At 73.3% G+C, this 17,950-nt stretch carries 14 protein-coding genes; 3 read left to right on the forward strand and 11 right to left on the reverse strand.

Annotated elements, in window-relative coordinates:
* The first annotated feature begins 7 nt into the window (after positions 1-7).
* Positions 8-832, forward strand: a complete 825-nt coding sequence (locus ACGF3C_RS25560; RefSeq protein WP_357227118.1) for an ABC transporter ATP-binding protein — start codon at positions 8-10, stop codon at positions 830-832.
* The gene (locus ACGF3C_RS25565; protein ID WP_393225893.1) at positions 829-2,877 is read left to right on the forward strand and encodes a penicillin acylase family protein; all 2,049 of its coding nucleotides are present in this window, start codon (positions 829-831) and stop codon (positions 2,875-2,877) included. The genes ACGF3C_RS25560 and ACGF3C_RS25565 overlap by 4 nt, the downstream gene beginning before the upstream one ends.
* Positions 2,878-2,938: 61 nt before the next feature.
* On the opposite strand, the gene ACGF3C_RS25570 is transcribed toward ACGF3C_RS25565, so the two are convergent.
* From ACGF3C_RS25570 to ACGF3C_RS25585, 4 genes are all read right to left on the reverse strand, one after another.
* A complete protein-coding gene (locus ACGF3C_RS25570) occupies positions 2,939-6,652 on the reverse strand; it encodes a S8 family serine peptidase (RefSeq protein ID WP_393225896.1) in 3,714 nt (1,237 codons plus the stop codon).
* Between the two features lie 301 nt (positions 6,653-6,953).
* The gene (locus tag ACGF3C_RS25575; protein WP_357232268.1) at positions 6,954-7,556 is read right to left on the reverse strand and encodes a bifunctional 4-hydroxy-2-oxoglutarate aldolase/2-dehydro-3-deoxy-phosphogluconate aldolase; all 603 of its coding nucleotides are present in this window, start codon (positions 7,554-7,556) and stop codon (positions 6,954-6,956) included.
* A 67-nt stretch (positions 7,557-7,623) separates the two neighbouring features.
* Complete coding sequence (locus ACGF3C_RS25580; protein WP_393225899.1) at positions 7,624-8,649, reverse strand: sugar kinase; 1,026 nt, start codon at positions 8,647-8,649, stop codon at positions 7,624-7,626.
* An 84-nt stretch (positions 8,650-8,733) separates the two neighbouring features.
* Complete coding sequence (locus ACGF3C_RS25585) at positions 8,734-9,594, reverse strand: S1 family peptidase (protein WP_393225902.1); 861 nt, start codon at positions 9,592-9,594, stop codon at positions 8,734-8,736.
* 171 nt (positions 9,595-9,765) lie between these two features.
* Between ACGF3C_RS25585 and ACGF3C_RS25590 the strand changes: the two genes are divergently transcribed.
* Entirely contained in the window at positions 9,766-10,944 is a 1,179-nt protein-coding gene (locus tag ACGF3C_RS25590) for a low temperature requirement protein A (RefSeq protein WP_357232277.1), read from the forward strand.
* A 10-nt stretch (positions 10,945-10,954) separates the two neighbouring features.
* Here ACGF3C_RS25590 and ACGF3C_RS25595 read toward each other — a convergent pair whose 3' ends face one another.
* The 7 genes from ACGF3C_RS25595 to ribA form a co-directional block, all read right to left on the reverse strand.
* On the reverse strand, positions 10,955-11,527 hold the full coding sequence (locus ACGF3C_RS25595; protein ID WP_393225905.1) for a nucleosidase: 573 nt from the start codon (positions 11,525-11,527) through the stop codon (positions 10,955-10,957).
* A 37-nt stretch (positions 11,528-11,564) separates the two neighbouring features.
* Entirely contained in the window at positions 11,565-14,303 is a 2,739-nt protein-coding gene (locus ACGF3C_RS25600) for an Hsp70 family protein (RefSeq protein ID WP_393225908.1), read from the reverse strand.
* 102 nt (positions 14,304-14,405) lie between these two features.
* On the reverse strand, positions 14,406-14,864 hold the full coding sequence (locus tag ACGF3C_RS25605) for a GNAT family N-acetyltransferase (protein ID WP_393225911.1): 459 nt from the start codon (positions 14,862-14,864) through the stop codon (positions 14,406-14,408).
* Between the two features lie 10 nt (positions 14,865-14,874).
* Positions 14,875-15,687 carry a TetR/AcrR family transcriptional regulator C-terminal domain-containing protein gene (locus ACGF3C_RS25610; RefSeq protein WP_357223008.1) on the reverse strand — a complete coding sequence of 271 codons (813 nt, stop codon included), beginning with the start codon at positions 15,685-15,687 and terminating at the stop codon, positions 14,875-14,877.
* A gap of 126 nt (positions 15,688-15,813) precedes the next feature.
* Positions 15,814-16,356, reverse strand: coding sequence for a DinB family protein (locus ACGF3C_RS25615; RefSeq protein ID WP_393225914.1), 543 nt, complete (start codon positions 16,354-16,356; stop codon positions 15,814-15,816).
* A 128-nt stretch (positions 16,357-16,484) separates the two neighbouring features.
* Complete coding sequence (locus tag ACGF3C_RS25620; protein WP_393225917.1) at positions 16,485-17,204, reverse strand: RibD family protein; 720 nt, start codon at positions 17,202-17,204, stop codon at positions 16,485-16,487.
* The gene (ribA, locus tag ACGF3C_RS25625) at positions 17,201-17,893 is read right to left on the reverse strand and encodes a GTP cyclohydrolase II (RefSeq protein WP_357223015.1); all 693 of its coding nucleotides are present in this window, start codon (positions 17,891-17,893) and stop codon (positions 17,201-17,203) included. Before ribA ends, ACGF3C_RS25620 begins: the two co-directional genes overlap by 4 nt.
* Positions 17,894-17,950: the final 57 nt, after the last annotated feature.

Consider the following 17,950-nt stretch of genomic DNA (forward strand, 5'->3'; position numbering starts at 1 on the left):
AGCACCCATGCGACCCGGCGATTCCCGACTCGGGGGCACCTCGCTGACCCTCGCCTACGACCAGCGCACCATTGCCGAGAACCTGACCGTGGCGGTGCCCGACCGGTCGTTCACCGTCATCATCGGCCCGAACGCGTGCGGCAAGTCGACGCTGCTGCGCGCCCTGTCCCGGATGCTGCGCCCCAGCGCCGGCGCGGTGCTGCTGGACGGACGGGACATTCACGACCTGCCGGCCCGCACTGTGGCCCGTACGCTCGGCCTGCTGCCGCAGTCGTCGATCGCACCGGACGGCATCAGCGTCGCCGAACTGGTCGCCCGGGGTCGCTACCCCCATCAGGGGCTGCTGCGGCAGTGGTCCCGCGAGGACGAGCGGGTGGTCGAGGAGTCGATGGCCGCGACCGGGGTCGACGACCTCGCCGACCGGGCCGTGGACGAGTTGTCCGGCGGGCAGCGGCAGAGGGTCTGGGTCGCCATGGCGCTGGCCCAGCAGACACCCCTGCTGCTGCTCGACGAGCCGACCACGTACCTCGACATCGCCCACCAGATCGAGATCCTGGACCTCTGCGCCCGCTTGCACGAGGAGCAGGGCCGCACCCTTGTCGCGGTGCTGCACGACCTGAACCACGCGGCCCGCTACGCCACGCACCTGATCGCCATGCGCGACGGACGTGTGGTTGCCGCCGGGGAGCCGGCGTCGGTGGTCACCGCCGAGCTGGTCGAGGAGGTGTTCGGGCTCCCCTGCCGGGTGATCGACGACCCGGAGACCGGCACCCCGCTGGTCGTCCCAGCGGCCCGACGCCGCGCCACCACGCTGGCCCCGGAGCCGGCATGAGGACGGAACGCTTCCGGGACCCCTGGGGAGTGCCGCACCTGCGGGCCGCCGACCCGGTCGCGCTGGCGGCGGCGCAGGGCCGGGTGACGGCGTACGACCGGGCCTGGCAGATCGAGGTGGAGCGGCACCGCGCCCGGGGCACCAGCGCGGCGTTCCTCGGGCCCGACGCGCTCGGCTGGGACCGGTTCGTCCGGCAGGTCCGGCTCGACGACACCGCACGCCGATGCCACGCCTCGCTGGACCCGGCGACCGCCGAGTGGGTGGGCGCCTACGTGGACGGCGTCAACGCCGCTCTCGACACCGGGGCGGCCCGGTCACCGGAGTTCGCCGCCACCGGGCTGAGCCCGGGTCGGTGGGAGCCGTGGACGCCGCTCGCGGTCTGGCTGGGCCACCACATCCTGTTCGCCGGGTTCCCCGGCAAGCTCTGGCGCGAGCACGTGGCGCAGCGGCTCGGGCCGGACGCGGTCGACAGCTTCGCTACCGACGGGCCGGCCGTGGCCGGCAGCAACGGGTGGCTGCTCGCCGCCGAGCGCACCGGCACCGGGGCCGCGCTGCTCGCCGGCGATCCGCACCGGTTCATCGAGGATCCCGGCGTCTACCAGCAGATCCGGCTGGCCTGCCCGGAGTACGACGTGGTCGGCTTGGCGGTGCCGGGCGTGCCGGGCATCGCGCACTTCGGGCACACCGGCGGCGTGGCCTGGGCGATCACCAACGCGATGGCCGACTACCAGGACGTGTACGCGGAGCGGCTGCGCCGCGACGGCCCCCGGGTCCAGGCGCTCGGCCCGGACGGCTGGCGCACTGCGCACCGCCACGTCGAGATGATCGAGGTGGCCGGGGCGGACCCGGTCGAGGTCGAGGTGGTGGAGACCGATCGTGGTCCGGTGATCGCCGGTGGGCCGGACGACGAGAGTGCCGTCAGCCTGCGCTACCCGCCCCGGGTCCGGGGTGACCTCGGTTTCGCGACGCTGCCGGAGCTGCTGCGCGCCCGCACCGTGGCCGACGTGGACCACGCGCTGCGGCACTGGGTGGAGCCGGTCAACGTGGTGCAGGCCGCGGACACCGCCGGAGGGCTGTTGCACCGGGTCGCCGGGGCGGTGCCGGTACGGCACCCGGAAAACGGCCGGCGGGTGGTCCCCGGATGGGACGCCGCGTACGCCTGGCAGGGCTGGCACGCGCCGATGCCTCGTGCCGAGGTGCACGGTCGGGCGGTGATGGCCAACGAGCGCGGGCTGGCGGCGCCGCTCGGGGTGGAGTTCGCCCCACCGCACCGGGCGCGTCGCATCGCCGAGCTGCTCGATGCCCGCCCAACCTGGACGGCCGACCAGATGGCGATGGTGCACACCGACACGTACCTTCGCGCGGCCGGGCCGTTGCTGGCGGTCCTCGCGGAGTCGACGGGGCTCGGTCCGGCCGCCGCCGCGCTGCGGGAACGACTGCTGCGCTGGGATCGCCGGATGGCCGCCGACAGCACCGATGCGGCGGCCTACGCCATGCTGCGGGCGGCCGTCGTACGCCGGATCGCCGCCCACCCGGCGCTGGCCGCGTTGGCCGAGCTGCCCGCGTACCCCGAGGTGTTCGCGCCCTGGTTGGCGCTGACGCCGCGGGTCGGTCACGCGCTGGAGCACCTGCTCGGCGCGAGCCCGTTGCCCGGTGTGGACATCGCCGCGCTCGTGGGCGCGGCGGCCGAGGAGGTCGCCGACGCGGCGGCCGAGCCGGTGCTCTGGGGGGACCTGCACCGGCTAGCGGCGTGGCGGGCCCTGCCCGGCCCGGACACCGGGCCCGGCCCCCGGCTCGACGGGGACCACGACTGCGTGTTGGCCACCTCCAGCGTGCCCGGGGTCACCCACTGGTGCTTCCGAGGGCCGGCGGCGCGCTTCGTCTGGGACCTGGCCCGCCGCTCGGACAGCCGCTGGGTGGTCCCCCTGGGCGCCTGCGGGGTGCCCGGCGACCCGCACCACGACGACCAGAGCGCCGCCTGGCTGGCCGGCGACCTGCTGCCGGTCAGCACGGACTGGGACCAGCTCGTCGAGGAACTCCACTGACGGCACCGGCCGCCGCTCGGGGTGATTCACGCACCCCGACCGGCGGCCGGTCACCATGCTGTCAGCGCAGGCCGAACGCCCGACTGATGCTCTGGCTCACGGTGTTGCCGGCGGCGTCCCGCGCCGTGGTGCGCAGGCTCACGAAGCCGGCCTTCGCCGGTGCGGCCAGCGAGGTGCGCCAGCCGTCGCCGTGCCGGGTCAGCCGCTGCTTCTGCCAGGTCGCCCCGTCGTCGTAGGACACCTCGACGGTCACCGCGCCGATCCTGCCGGTGACGCCGGGCAGGTGGGAGGCGACAACGGTCAGCGGTGCACGTCGCGACGCCCTGCCGGCGGAGTCGATGGCCACCTGGTAGTCCAGCTGGATCATCGGCAGCACCTCGGCCGACTCCTCCCCGGTGACCGCCGAGTGGAAGCCCCACTCGGTGCGGGTCTGCCGGGAATACGGGTTGGTCCACGCGGCCCTGTCGTTCTCCACCACGAGCCGGTACGGCAGTCGCTGCTGGGCCAGCCCGGAAACCTGGAGATACTCGGCGTTGCCCCAGTTCAGCTCCTTGTCGCCCTGGTAGAGGGTGGTCCGGTTGACCATCTTGTAGTTCGCGTACGCCTCACCGATGTGGCCGCCCCCGTCGCCCCACCCGGGCGCGGGCAGGTAGACGGTGTCCAGGTAGCGGACCGGCACGTAGCTGCCGCCCATCCGGGGTCGCTGGATCGGCCCGAACCAGGTGACGGCGCTCGGCTTGCCGGCCGGGTACGTGGTCGTCGCCATCAGGTGCTGACCGGTCTCGCCGGCGATGAACGCGTCGTCGACCCACCGCTGGTCGGCGCTCACCCAGTCGGTGCGGCGGCCCTGCGCCGGTGCCGGCTCCTGGTTGCTCGACGCCCAGCCGCGCCAGATGTCGGTGCGGAACTCCAGCGCCTTGCCCTGCCGGTAGTTGCGGAACTCCACGTCGACCCGGGCCAACTGCCGCTTCGTGGGCCGGTAGGTGGGGTCGGCCGGCACGTTACCGGTCCAGTGGTGCGCCACGTCGTACAGGTAGGTGGTCTCCGGGTGCGACTCGACGGTGAGCCGCACCGCGCCCCGCTCCAGCGCGGCGATGAGCTGCCCACCCTCGTCGGCGCCGAGGGTCGCCACGGTCACCGGGGCGGGACTCTCCGGACTCCACGGCGCCTCGTCCCACGGCTGGAGCCGACCGATGCCGTCGTTCACCACGAGCAGCAGCTTCGCGCCGGCCGCCGCGGCGGCCTGCGCCTGGGTGGCGATGTCCACACTGTCACTGCGGCGCACCACCACGGCCCGGTCCCGGACCGGCCGCTTGGCCAGGCCCGCCGCCGACGCGTCGGCGACGTAGACCGCGTCCAGCTGACGGCGGCCGGCCGGCAGCGCCGGGGTCGCCCGCTTCACCAGCAGATCGTCGTACGAGCGACCGCCGGCCGAAACGGTCAGAGCCGGCTGCTCCAGCCGCCACCGGGCACCGAACTCGAACTCGCCGTCGGTCACCGGACGGCTCGTCGGCAACGCCCACATACTGTCGTACGAGTCGTCAGGCAGCACCTGGCTCTCGGTGAGACCGTTCTTCGTGGACCGGTGGATGTCCATCCGCAGCGCGCTGGCGGTGGCCTCCTGCGGCACCCGGGCCTGCACCTGTCGGGCCGCGCGCGCGTCCAGGGTGACGGTGCGGTCACGGTCCAGGTTCACGTCGGTGAAGCTGAGCATCGCCATGCCCTTGGAGTGCGGCCCGTGCACACCCCGCACGTCCGCTGAGATCCAACCGTTCCACGAGCCCACCGGCAGCCGCAGCGTGGCAGTGCCGCTCTCGGGCAGGTCCACGGCGGTGAAGAGGGTGTCGGCGGTGAGGATGACCTTGCCGACGAGCGGCTTGCCGTCGCGGTCCCTGGCAACCAGTGTCAGGTTCTGCCGCTGGCCCTCCTTGCCGGCGCCGATCAGGGTGCGCCCGCGCACCGCACCGGTCTCGTCGGTGGCGACGATCATGCCGCTGACCTGCTTCTCCACCGGCAGCTTGTCATACGCGGCGGTCACCGTCACGGTGGCGGTGCCGCCCGCGGGCACTGTCACCCGGTCGGCGGAGAGCGCGAACAGCCCGGCCGGCGCGGTGGCCGCGTCGAGGGCCAGCCTCAGGTCGACCGACGCGCTGCCGAGGTTGGTGTAGGTGACCGTACGGTCGACGGTCGCGCCCGCCTGCTGCGGCCACGCCTGGAAACCGGAGTAGGCGCTCGGGGTGGCGAAGACGGTGGCGTGCGCGGCGGCGACCGCGTCGACCCGGCCGGCACCCGCCTGGTACGGGGTGTACTCGGGGGTGGCCTTCACCGTGCTGACCAGCGCTTCCTTGATCCGCTGACCGGTCCAGTCCGGGTGCGCGGCGGCGACCAGCGCGGCCGTGCCGGCCACGTGCGGGGTGGCCATCGACGTGCCGCTCATCAGCGTGTAGTCGCCGGAGCCGCCCCGCACGAGGTGCGAGCGGGCAGCCAGAATGTCCACGCCGGGGGCGGTGATCTCGGGCTTGAGCCCGCCGTCGCCGGCGCGTGGCCCCTGGCTGGAGAAGTCGGCGAGGTGATCGGTGTTGTCCACAGCGCCCACTGTGAGCGCGGAGTTGGCGGCACCCGGGCTGCCGATACTGGCCGGGCCGCTGTTACCGGCGGCGATCACGAAGAGGGCGCCGGTCTCGGCACTGAGTCGGTCGACCGCCTGGCTCATCGGGTCGCTGCCGTCGGTGGCCTCACCGCCGAGGCTCATGCTGACCACGCGGGCCTTCTGCTCACGGGCCGCCCACTCCATGCCGGCGATGATCCACGAGTCCTGTCCGCTGCCCTCGCTGTTGAGCACCTTGCCGATGTGCAGCCGGGCACCCGGGGCGACGCCCCGCTCGGCGCCACCGGATGCGGCGCCGGTGCCGGCGATCGTCGAGGCGACGTGCGTGCCGTGGCCCTTGTAGTCGAGGATGTCAGGCTCGCTCGGCACGAAGCTGCTGGACCCGGCGATCTGACCGACGAGATCCGGATGTTCGGCGTCCGCACCCGAGTCGAGCACCGCGACGTCGACACCGGTCGCGGTGTTGCCCTCGGCCCACACTTTGGGCGCGCCGATCTGCGCGGTGGACTCGGCCAGGTCCGCGTGCACCCGACCGTCCAACCAGACCTTGGCGATGCCGTTCGCCAGGGTCGGGGCGTCACCCGTACGCCGGGTCGAACCGGCGGTCAGCGCGGTCCAGAACCGGTCGGCGGTGGCGCGCTGGCGGGTCAGCGCCGCGCCCTGCACGCTGTCCAACTGGCGGACCAGCGTGGCGCCGTCGACTGTGGGGCGGGTGCGGTTGCGGGCCGCCGAGTCCGTCATCGTGACGATCAACGGAAGCGCGTCGGTGTGCGCGTCGTCGTACCCGTCGGCGATGAGGTCGGTGACGTTGAACAGTTGCCGGTCCAACACGCCACTCGTCACATAGGACAGCGCGGCGTCCGGGTAGACGTAGGTGTCGCCGTCGCGCACGGTGCGGTGGAAGCTCGGGGTGCTGCCGTCCGGCCGGCGCACTGTCGACACCGTGCTGCCGTCCGCCGCGGTGGTGACGGTGACCGTGTCACCGGTGATCAGGGTGACGGTGGACGCGCGGCCGGCGGCGGCCGGGGGTATGCCCGCCGGGCGGTCGGGGTTGTTCGGCGGGGCGGCGGCCGCTCCCGCGCCGGGTGGGGTGAACCCGGCCGCCAGGGTGAGGGCGGCGCCGAGGGCGATCAGCCCGGATCGGCGGCGCCGGTGAGACAGAGCCACGATGACCTCTTTGTGTCGAGAAGTGGTACGCACCACAGCATCGACGCAACCCCCACCCCAAACACGCCCCGCACCCCGACGCACCTACGCCATGGCGCAACCCCGCCACCCCCGCCCCCACCCCCGCCCCCGCACGCGCCCCCCGCCCCACCCTGCCGCGCCGATCTTGCACTTTCTGTCGCGACCAAAGTCGCGAATCAGGACGCATCGGCAACCATAAGTGCAAGATCGACGCCGAGGGGGCGGGCGGGGAGGGAGGGAGGGAGGGAGGGAGGGCGGGCGGGCGGGCGGGGGCAGGGGGTCAGGGGCGGGTTAGCTTGGCTAGGGCGTCTAGCTGGGTGGGGTCGGAGAGGGCAGAGCCGACGGCCACCACGCGTACGCCAGCTTGCAGGAACGCGCCGGCGTTGCTGGCGTCCAGGCCGCCGGTGGCGACGAAGCGCAACTGCGGCAGCGGGCCGGCGACGGCCTTGAACCAGGCCGGCCCGAGGGCGATCGCGGGGAACGCCTTGAGCCAGGTGAGGCCGTGCCGCAGTGCCTGCTGGGCCTCGGTCGGGGTGGCCACGCCGGGCAGGTGCGGCAGGCCACGTGCGGCGGCGGCGTCGGCGACCGCGAGGTCCAGGCCGGGCGCGACGGTGAACCGGGCGCCCGCGTCGGCCGCCGCGGCGACCTGTTCGACGTCGAGCACGGTGCCTGCACCGACGATCCGGTCGCGCTCGGCCCCCGCCTCGACGGCGGCCCGCAGCGCCGGCACCGCGTCGGCGGTGGCCACCGGAACCTCCACCACGTCGATGCCGAGGTCCCAGGCGCGCTCGGCGAGCCGAACGGTCTCGGCGACCGGCAGGCCGCGCAGGATCGCCATCACCCGGGCGCCGCCGAAGATGTGATCGAAGTCCGGTGTGGTCATGGTGCACTCCATCCGATGTCGCGGTGGGACTGTTGCTGCTGGTCGGGTCGCAACCCGGCGGCCCGGCTCAGGTCGTCGCCCCCGGGTCGGTCAGGTCGAGCGGCGACCAGGCGTCGGCGGGGGCGCCGATGAGTTTCTCGAACCAGGTCCACGGCGGTACGGGGGCGTTGTCGCCGCTGCTCGTCAACGCCTGGGCGGCGACGAGGTGGCCGAGGCGCAGCCGCCGCACCGGGTCGAGGCCGCGTAGCAGCCCGGCGAGGTAACCGGCGGCGAACGCGTCTCCGGCGCCGACCGGCTCCACCACTGTCACCCGGGGCGCGGGCACGAAGACCGGTTCGGCGTCACGGACCAGTGCGGTGGCGCCCACCGCGCCGTCCTTGACCACCACCGTCTGCGGATCGGGCAACAACTCGCGTACGGCGGTCGGGTCGGTGGTGCCCCAGAGGGTCTCCGCCTCGTCCTGCCCGACGAAGACGAGGTCGCAGCGGTTGGCGAGGTCGCGCAGCACCGGTGCGGCCTGCTCGGCGGACCACAGTCGGGCCCGGTGGTTGACGTCGAAGCTGACCAACGCCTGCGCCAACGGCCGGTCGGTCACCGCGTGCTCGACAAGCGCCCGGCAGGACGCGGAGAGCGCCGGGGTGATTCCGGACAGGTGCAGCACCCGGGCACCGGCCAGCGCCGGGTCGGCCAGCGTGGCGGGGTCCATCCGGGCGGCCGCCGAACCGGCCCGGTAGTAGTGCACGGTGGTCCCCTCCGGGCCGGGGTCCTTGACGTACAGGCCGGTGGGGGCGGTCGGGTCCACGCAGACCTGGTCGACGCCGACGCCGGCGGCGGCGACGTGCCGGACGACGGCCCGACCGAAAGGGTCGTCGCCGACCCGGCTCACCCAGGTCGTCACGTGGCCCAGGTGGGCCAGGTAACCGGCCACGTTGGACTCGGCCCCGCCGACCGAGACGGCGACCCGCTCGGCGCGCTCCAGCGGCTCACCCGGCGCGGGGCAGAGCACCACCATCGTCTCCCCTACCGCTGCCACCTCGATCGACGGAAGGCCGGCCGGGACACTCGGCTGGTCAGGTCGGGGGGCGGTCGGCATCGGGCACACATCCTCGCGGCGGGGGTGCTGGGCGTCGCCGAGCCTAGGTGTCCCGCGCGGGACGGGCAAGCGGTGTCCCGCTGGTCAGGGCAACGTCAACCCGTACGCGGCCAACACCTCCGCGATCGGCTGGTAGTAGGTGGTGCCGCCGGCCGTGCAGTTACCGGTGCCGCCGGAGAGGATGCCGAGGATCCTGCCGGTGGAGGCCACGTAGAGCGGTCCCCCGCTGTCCCCCGGTTCGGCGCAGATGTTGGTGCGGATCAGGCCGTAGATCACGCCGGTGGCGTAGTTGACGGTCTGGTTGAGACCGGTGACGGTGCCGCAGCGCACGCCGGTCGTGCTGCCGCTGCGGCACACCGCCTGACCGATGTACGCGCTGCCGGTGCCATTGATGGTCAGCAGGCCGGGGTAGGTGTAGACCGCGCTCGGGTGGGCGATCCGGCCGGTGTAGCGGATCAGCCCGTAGTCGTTGGTGGGGTAGCTGGTTGCGGTGCGGGTGCCGAGCACCGTGGTCTGGGCGCTGTCGGTGTACCAGGTGGCGGCGGCGGTGGTGCAGTGCCCGGCGGTGATCACGTAGTAGGTGCTGCCGCTGCGCGCGTTCGCGCCGAGCGAGCAGCGCGCGCCGCTGCCGTAGATGCCCTGCCCGCCGGCGATCAGCGGGCGCAGGGTTCCGGGTTCGCGGCGCAGCAGCACGCCGGCCCGGTCGGTCACCAACCGCAGCGCGGCCACCTCGCTGGGGGCCACTGTGTCGTCGACGGTGAGGGTCATCCGACCGGTGGCGGGGTCGAGACCCCAGGCGGTGCCCGCGGTGCGTACCCCGGTCAGCGTGGCCGTCGGGTCGGCGGCGGGCGCGGCGGCCCGGTCGGGGACGGCGGCCTGCGCCGCGCCAGGAGCGACGAGCAGCAGGGCGGTCAGGACGAGGGCGACCAGCGGGGAGCGGCGCATCCGAACCTCCGGAGAGATCGAGATTAATGGATGCAGTCAAGCATCGCCCGGCCTCCGACGCCCTGGCAACCTTCGGCCGCCCGCTTCCCCGACCGGCGGGAATCGCCGATCCGGGGACGGGCCGCGCCGGCACCGCCGATAATCCTCTTAAGACACGGCGGGAGGCCGGGCATGAGTACCGGAGGCACCGCGGCACTGGTACGCCGGCCGGACGGGTCGACCCGGGCCACGTTGCTGGAGTTGCTCTTCGACGTGGTCTTCGTGGCGGCCCTCGCGCTGACCTCGACGCTGTTGACCGAGAACCTTTCCTGGTCCGGCGGCGCGAAGGTGCTGCTGATGTTGACGGCCATCTGGTGGACCTGGTCGGTCACCGCCACCACCACCGAGTTCTACGACCCGCAGCAACGCCCCATCCAGGCCATCCTGATGATCGCCATGGTCGGCTCGGTGGGGATGGCGGCGTCCCTGCCGATGATCACCGACGGGCACGCGATGATCTTCGCGGTCGCGTACGTCGGTACGCACATTTCTCGCGGGATCATCCTGATCACGACGTTGCTCCGGCAGCGCCACCGGGCGGCCACGATCCGGGCCACCCGGTTCCTGTTCTGGTTCGTGGTGTCCGGCGTCTTCTGGATCACCGGCGGGGTGACCGGCGACGTGAACTGGCCGCTCTGGACCATCGCCATCGCGATCGACCTGCTCTCGTCGGCGGCCCGCTACCCGACACCCCGGTTGGGCCGGGTGCCGATCGACCAGTACGAGCGGACCACCGGGCACCTGGGCGAGCGGTACCAGCAGTTCGTGATCCTGGCCCTCGGCGACATCATCCTGGTGCCCACCATGCGGGTCAGCCGCACCGATCTCGACGGCGTACGGGTCACCGCGTTGTTCTGCGCCTTCGGCCTCATGCTGCTGATGTGGCAGGTCTACGTCTTCCGAGCCGGCGAGTTGCTGGAAGCCGGGGCGAGGGCGGGCCGGCCGGCGCGGGTGGCCCCGTACACCCATCTGGTGATGCTGGCCGGCGTGGTCGGCACGGCGGCCGCGTTCGACCTGGTCGTCTCGCGGCCGACCGGGACGACACCGGCGCGGTGGCTCCTGCTGATCATCGGCGGCCCGATCCTGTTCGTGGTCGGCCGCGCGCTGTTCACCCTGCTCGTGTCGACGAACGTGCCGTGGCGGCGGATGAGCTGCCTGATCGTGCCGCTGCTGGTGCTGCCCTGGGCCGGCCACTGGCCGCCGGTGCTGGTCACCGTGGTCGTGGCGCTGGGGTTGGCCGCTCACGTCCTGCTCCCTGGAGCGGCCCGGGAGACCACGCCGGGCCTGCGGTTTCGACAATCCGGCGACTGACCCTGCTCACTCAGGCGACGTGTCGGGCGGCCCACTCGGCGAGCTCCCGGGCGCACGCGTCCACCGACTCCTGCCAGCTCCGGGCCGCGCCGTCGCCCGCCTCGTCGCTGACCTGCTTGACCAGCCGGCACGGTACGCCGGCCTGCGCAGCGGCCCACGCCACCGCGTACCCCTCCATGTCGACCAGGTCGGCGCGCTGCGCCAACCGGTCCCGCTCCCCGTCGTCGGCCACGAAGGTGTCACCGGTCGCGAGCACCGCGCCCTCGGCGGCCAACGACAGCGGCGCCCCGTAGGTCTCGCCGGTGAGCGTGCGCAGCAGGTCGGTGTCCAGGTCGTGCTGGAGCACTGTGGCGACCTCGTGGATGCCGGCCAACCCGGGGCGCAACGCGCCCGCCGTACCCAGATTGAGCAGCAGGGCGGGGCGCGGCCCGGCGGCCAGCACCGCGGCCACCGCGCTGGCGGCGTTCACCTTGCCCATGCCGGTGAGCAGGACCGGCAGCTCGGGCGGCAGGTAGCGGGCCTCCTCCCCCACGGCAAGAACCACCAGCGGACGATCGGCGCGGACCGTACCTCGAAGATTCACCGGAGCATCGTACGAGCCGGCCGGTGGGCCGTCGAGGTCAGTCGTCGGTGAAGCGGTACAGCACGAAGTCCTTCTCCGCGCCACAGGCGATCACGCGGGTGTTCCACGAGCAGGAGGAGCTGCGCACGTCCTTCAGCTCACCCAACTCGTCGACCTCCCCGGACTCGGCCCACACCCCGGCCAGCACCCGGTTGTCAGCGACCACGCTGGGCGCCTTGGCGAAGACCAGCAGGTTGCCCGCGTCCAGGCGGACCGCCACCCCGCCCCGGTCCCGCAGCACCGGCTTGCCGGCGGCGTCGAAGACGGCGACGGTCGGCTCCGGCAGCTCCCGTTGGGCGAGCACCTGCTCACCCAACGGAACCAGACCGGTCACGCCCGGCGCCGACCAGCTCTTCATGCGCTCGCCCTCGGTGACCGCCACCACCTCGGTGCGCGCGACGTCGTTGTTCGGCACCTGCAACAGGCAGGCTCGCCGCTCACCGCAGGCCACCAGTTCCTTCGGGCGGTACTCGTCGTTGCCGGAGCGGTGCAGCACCACCGGCTCGGCGTCCGAGTTCAGGTCGTACGCGAGCAGCTGGTAACCACCCTCGTTGGCGGCCACGTACAGGCGGTCCTCGTGGGCGACCACCAGATCGTCGAGGTCGGCGACGCTGCCCCACTGGCGCAGCACGGCGCCGGATGCCATGTCGAGCAGCCGCACCGACCGGCCCGCACCCACCTGGACGAGTCGCCGCCCCTTGCTCGTCCACGGGTTGCGGGGCGTGCCGTCGAGGAAGGCCGGCCCGCCCGCCGCCGCGTCGGTGCCGACCGGTCGGACCACGGTACGGCCGCCGGCGTACTGGCCGCGGGGGTTGGGCTCGGTCCACTTCGCCGAGCCGTTGGTCAGGCGCAGACCGACCAGTTCGTCGGCGGTCCGGTCCACCAGCACCGCCGTGTCGTCGGCGAAGTAGACGTCGTCGTCACCACGCAGAACGCGTTGCCAGCGCTGCTCGCCGGTGCGGCCGTCGAGGACGGCCAGCGGTCGGGGGGTGCCGTCGCCCGGCGCGTCGGCGAGGACCGCGACCGCCCCGGGGACGGCGATGATCGCCTCCCAGTCGTTGGCCCGCACGTCGGTCTGCTCGCGCCACAACTCGCGGCCGTTGCCCGCGTCGACGGCCACCACCTCCAGCCGGTCGTCCGGCAGCGCAAACGCCAGGTAGGCCCGGTCGTCGAGCACCGCAGTCCACATGTCGAGCGGCCGTTCGGCGCCGGCTGACAGGCGGGACAGCTCGCGCAGCGAGGCGAACTCCAGATCCGGGTAGCGGTCCCGGGTCAGGTAGAGCGTCGCCGCGGTGGCCACCCCGGCGAGGGCCAGCACCGCGCCGAGCACCACCCAGCGCGCCCGAGGCCAGCGGGTCGCGCCGGCCGGCGGGGTCGGGGTGGCGCCGACCAGGCCCGGCCCCTGGGGCGGGCCTGCCGGCGGGGTGGATCCCGGCCAGGGCTGCGACGGTACGACCGGCGCGGGGGCTCCGGCCGGGGCGGGCGGGCTGACGGGGTTCGCCATCGGCGGGCTCACGGGACGGGGCGCGGGCGGGCTCACCGGGGCCGGCGCGGGTGGTGCGAGCGGCGGTCCCGCGTACGCCGGGGCGAGGAGCGGCTTGCGCAGCGGCAGGTCGGTCAGGGCACCCTCGGCCACCGGCAACTCGGGCTGGTCCAGCACCGTCGGCGCGATCCCCAGCTCGGCGTGGAGCATGCGGGCCACCAGCGGGATCCGTGACGACCCGCCCACGAGGAACAGCCCGTCGAGCTGATCGGGTCGCAGCCCGGCGGCGGCGATGACCTCCCGGGCCCGCTGCACCGCCCGGCGCAGCAGCGGCGTGGCCACCCGCTCGACGTCCGCGCGGGTCAGCTGGATCGTCTCGGCCACTCCGGGCACCGCGACCGGGGCGACAGAAGACCGGGACAGGGTTTCCTTCGCCCCACGTACCTCGTCCCAGAGCCGGACCTGGTCACGGCGCTGCGCCGGATCCGCCGGTCGGGTGAGCCGGGCCCACTGCCCGGCGTGCCGCTCACCGACCAACTCGCCGACCCGCCGCACCAGCGCGGCGTCGAGGTCCAGACCGCCCAGGTCGGGCAGGCCACCGTCGGCGACCACGCTGAAGCCTGAGTCGCCCCAGGGGTCCGCGCCCTCGTTGCGCAGCACGGCGACGTCGAGCGTCCCGCCACCGAAGTCGAACACCGCGATCGCCCCGCCGACCGGCACCGGACGGTGCAGCACCTGCGTGTAGTACCGGGCGGCGGCCACCGGCTCCCGCAGCAGCCGGGTGCCGGGCGGCGTCGGCCCGGCGAGGGTGTGCTCGGCCGCCTGCGGCCAGCCCGCCCGCAGCAGCGCGTCGGCGAGGACCTGCCGCCGCGTCGCGTCCCAGGCGGCCGGGCAGGTGACCACTGCCGGCGGCAGGAAACCCACAGCGTTCACCGCCGCCCGGCCGACCGCCGCCAGCACCGCGGCGAGCAGGTCGGCCGGCGGGTACGCGCGGTCGCCGAGCTGCACTGTCGGCTCGTCCACCCGACGCTTGGGGTTCGCCTCGAAGCGGGCCGGGTCGGCCTGCGCCAACCGGCGGGCGTCCCAGCCGGTGTGCAGGGTGCCGTCCGGGTCGGCGTACACGGCGGACGGACTGAGCGGTTGACCGTCCATCAGCAGCGGACGGGTCCGCCCGTCCGGCCAGCGCAGCACCGCGACGGTGTTGGACGTGCCGAGGTCGATGCCGAGGGCGAAACCCTCGTGCTGGCCTGCCATTGCCCGATACCTCCGCCGCGACGAGGGGAACTCGACCCCGCATCGTACGCAGGCCCCGCCGCACCGCTGATCACTCGGTCCGGGGTGGTCGACGGCGTCCGGTCAGTGGGTGGAGTGGACGCCCACCACCTCGCCCTCGCTGGTCTCCCCGGTCAGCTGGAATCCGAGCTTCAGGTAGAACCGCTCCGGGCCGTCCGGCCCCGGCTCCCACGTCGTGTAGACGCGGCCGTGCCCACGTCGGCGGGCCTCGTCGAGGACGGCCTGTACCGCGAAGCGGCCGTACCCCCGGCCCTGGTGCTCGGCGGCGATGTTCAGCCGCCACAGCCCCGAGCGCCTGTCGTCAGGTTGGGCCGGATCCCACACGATGTCGAAGAAACCCATCAGAAAGCCGACGATCTCGTCATCCTCGACGATCAGACGCGGCCACGCGATCTCGGGCTGCGCGTACGCCTCGGCGAGGGACCAGGCGACCGGAGACGAGAACTTCTCCTGCTCGGGCCGCACGCTCACCCGGCACGCGGCTTCCACATTGTCCTGAGTGACCTTCACCAGTCTCGGCACGCCGGCCACCCTACCGAGCGGGGCCGCGCAACAGGCCGTCGAGCAGCCCGCGCAGGCCGAACTGGAACCAGGTTTCCAGGTCGGTGTCGGGTCTGGTCTGCCCGGCCGCGGCCAGCCACTGTCGGTCCCGGGTACGGCCGGTTCGCTCCAGCCGGGTGCGGGTCGCCGACCACCAGGCGTGGTAGGTGGTGTCCCCGGGGTCACGCCGGATGAGCAGGGCCATGCCCTGGATGTAGCCGCTGAGTGCCAGGTAGGCGCGGAACGCCTCGGCCGGGTCGTATCCGGCGCTGGTGAATGCCGCGACCACCCGGTCGACCATGGCGAGCACCGCCGGCCCGGTCGGTGGCCGGTCGGTGGCGAGGATGGCCAGCAGCCAGGGATGGCGGCGGTACATCGCCCACTCGTCCCCGGCCAACCGTTCGAGCCGTTGGCGCGGATCGTGCGGTAGTGGCGCGGTGCCGGGCGGGTGAGTGGCGGTGATCTGCTCGGCCATCGCGGCGAGGAGGTCGGCCCGATTCCGGACGTGCCGGTACACGCCGTGGGCGGGCAGGTCGGCGCGTTGGGCGAGGACCCGCAGCGAGACGGCGTCCAGGCCGCCGGCATCCGCCAACTCGACCGCGAGGGCGACCAACCGGTGGCGCGGGTCGCCGCCGGTCGGGAAGGGCAGGTCACGGATCCGACGCGGGCCGCTGGTGGGGCCGTGCTCACGACGTCTCCGGTACGCGCGGGCCTGACAGCTCCGGGAGCAGTAGCGGCGCGGGCGCCCCCGGCCGGGGCCGACGGACAGTTCGGCCTCGCACTCGACACACCGGGCATTGAGCACGCCGCCTCCGGTTTCGTCGCGGCACTCCGTGTGACGAAAGTACTGCACGTCGTCCGACCGGCGGCGACAGGATCGGCGGCATGAATCCGCCCAGCCGCAGCAGGCAATGCCCTGGCGCCCGGGGCGTCAGGTCGGGCCGTACCGATCGGTCCCCGCGGCGCGGAGCAGCCGGAGCTGACCGATCTCCGCGACGTTCTTCATCAGCTCCGAGTTGACCCAACCGATCGTGTGCGTGACGGTGTGGTCGGTCCCGTCCGGCCAGGGGTACGTCGAGATGCGGTCGAGGTCGCTGTCGCCGAACTGGTCGAGCAGACCGAGCCATTCGGTGCGCAGGCCCCGCAGCCAGGCGACGCTGGGCTCGCCCGCTCCCGGCCAGGCGACGGCGGTGCGCTGCCGCGCTGATCCACCCCGAAGATGGTCCATCGCCACTGTCCACCACCAGCCGACGTGCCAGGTGAGCCAGCCGATCGTCGGCACCGGGACCGGTTCGGGTTCGGTGTCGGCCCAGTCCGGCGTCCAGGTGCCGTCGGTGCTCTGCCGCACCGACCAGCAGTGGTCGGCCGGCTCCCAAAGGAAGTCCGAGGGTTCGAGTCGCTCAAGGTGGTACTCGAACAGCGACCACGTCAGGTCGAACTGCCAGCGCAGCAACGTCAGGCTCGGTACGGGCATCCGGAAATCCTGTCCGAACCTACCCCCGCCGTCCACAAAAATAACCCCACACCCACCCCAGTCGGGTTGATCATGAGGTTGGCGGGTTCTACGAAGATCGAATTCCCCGCCAACCTCATGATCAACCGTTAGCCGCGGGCGCGGTCGGCGGGGCAGCGGTCGGAGAGTGCGTAGCGGAGCAGCACCACGTCGCCGATCTGGCGGGCCTCGGCCAGGCGGGCACGTCGACCCGGGTGCCAGGGAAAGCTACCCTCCCCCACGAACCGTGGTGCCCGACCGTCACCGACGAAGAACGGGGCGACCACCAGGTGCAGTTCGTCGGCGAGACCGGCGGCGAGGAACTGGGCGTGCACCGTCCCGCCGCCCTCCACCATCAACCGCTGTACGCCCCGCGCGGCCAGGTCGGTCAGCAGCCACCCCGGGTCGACAGGCTCACCCGCGTCGATCACGGCGGCCAGCCGGCCGACCCGCTCCTCGGTCTTCTCCAGCGCGCCCGTGGCGCAGTAGACGAGCCGGGCCGAATCACCGGCGGTGAAGAAGCGGGCGGTCGGGTCGAGGTCACCCTGCGCGGTCAGGGTGACCTTGGTGGGTGAGGCGGGCCGGCCGGCCGCCACCCGCTCGGCGCGGCGGCTCGGCGAACGCACCAGCAGCCGAGGGTCGTCTCGTCGGACGGTGCCGGCCCCGACCAGAATGGCGTCGCAGCTGGCCCGGACCGCGTCGACGCGGTCCAGGTCCTCCTCGTTGGACAGCAGTAACCGCTGCTCGGAGGCATCGTCGATGTACCCGTCGATGGAGGCGGCACAACTCAGCAGCACGTACGGCCGCGTGGGCCCCGGCCGCCAACTCATCGGGAGACGGGCCGCTCAGAAGGACGACCCGGGAGCGCATCCGCCGCCTCGGCCGCCTCGACCTCCGCCGCCTTGGCCGCCTTCGCCGCCAGGTAGTCGGCGTTGGCCGGCGAGAGGAAGACGCTGGTGAGCACCCGTTCGGCGATGTCCACGCCCAACCGGGTCAACTGCTCGGCCTTGTCCGGATTGCTGCTGAGCAGTCGGACCCGCGGCACGCCCAACGTGGCAAGCATCTGCGCGGCGACGGTGTAGTCCCGCTCGTCCTCGCCCCGGCCCAGCGCGACGTTGGCCTGGTAGGTGTCCAACCCGGCGTCCTGCAACGCGTACGCGTCGAGTTTGGCGTACAGGCCGATGCCCCGGCCCTCCTGGCGGAGGTAGAGCACGAAACCGCCGGTCTCGGCGATCCGCTGTACCGCCTCGCGCAGTTGCGGCCCGCAGTCGCAACGTTGGCTGCCGAACACGTCGCCGGTCAGGCACTCGCTGTGCGGGCGGACCAGTGGGGCTGTTCCCCCGGTGGCGAGCCGGTCCAGGGCGCCCGCCCAGTCGCCGAGGCCGATGGCAAGGTGCTCCCGACCGTCCACCAGGCCCTTGAAGGTGAACACCCGGGCCGTCGTGGTGTAGCCGTCCGGGAACGCCAGCGGCACCGTGACCTGCGTGCGGATCGTGGCAACGGGCAATGCTTCGGGCATGGGACTCCTTCGTCCGGCGCCACCGTCGTCCGGCGACGCGTACCGTCTCACAACCGA

Origin of the sequence: Micromonospora sp. NPDC047762 (assembly GCF_043204655.1) — a bacterium.
In the GTDB taxonomy this organism is placed as follows: domain Bacteria; phylum Actinomycetota; class Actinomycetes; order Mycobacteriales; family Micromonosporaceae; genus Micromonospora.

Bases quoted from the DNA above. Each gene is read 5' to 3' on its own strand.
- ACGF3C_RS25560 (WP_357227118.1), top strand. From the start codon at position 8: ATGCGACCCGGCGATTCCCGACTCGGGGGCACCTCGCTGACCCTCGCC.
- ACGF3C_RS25565 (WP_393225893.1), top strand. From the start codon at position 829: ATGAGGACGGAACGCTTCCGGGACCCCTGGGGAGTGCCGCACCTGCGG.
- ACGF3C_RS25575 (WP_357232268.1), bottom strand. From the start codon at position 7,556: ATGACCACACCGGACTTCGATCACATCTTCGGCGGCGCCCGGGTGATG.
- ACGF3C_RS25580 (WP_393225899.1), bottom strand. From the start codon at position 8,649: ATGCCGACCGCCCCCCGACCTGACCAGCCGAGTGTCCCGGCCGGCCTT.
- ACGF3C_RS25585 (WP_393225902.1), bottom strand. From the start codon at position 9,594: ATGCGCCGCTCCCCGCTGGTCGCCCTCGTCCTGACCGCCCTGCTGCTC.
- ACGF3C_RS25590 (WP_357232277.1), top strand. From the start codon at position 9,766: ATGAGTACCGGAGGCACCGCGGCACTGGTACGCCGGCCGGACGGGTCG.
- ACGF3C_RS25600 (WP_393225908.1), bottom strand. From the start codon at position 14,303: ATGGCAGGCCAGCACGAGGGTTTCGCCCTCGGCATCGACCTCGGCACG.
- ACGF3C_RS25615 (WP_393225914.1), bottom strand. From the start codon at position 16,356: ATGCCCGTACCGAGCCTGACGTTGCTGCGCTGGCAGTTCGACCTGACG.
- ACGF3C_RS25620 (WP_393225917.1), bottom strand. From the start codon at position 17,204: ATGAGTTGGCGGCCGGGGCCCACGCGGCCGTACGTGCTGCTGAGTTGT.
- ribA (WP_357223015.1), bottom strand. From the start codon at position 17,893: ATGCCCGAAGCATTGCCCGTTGCCACGATCCGCACGCAGGTCACGGTG.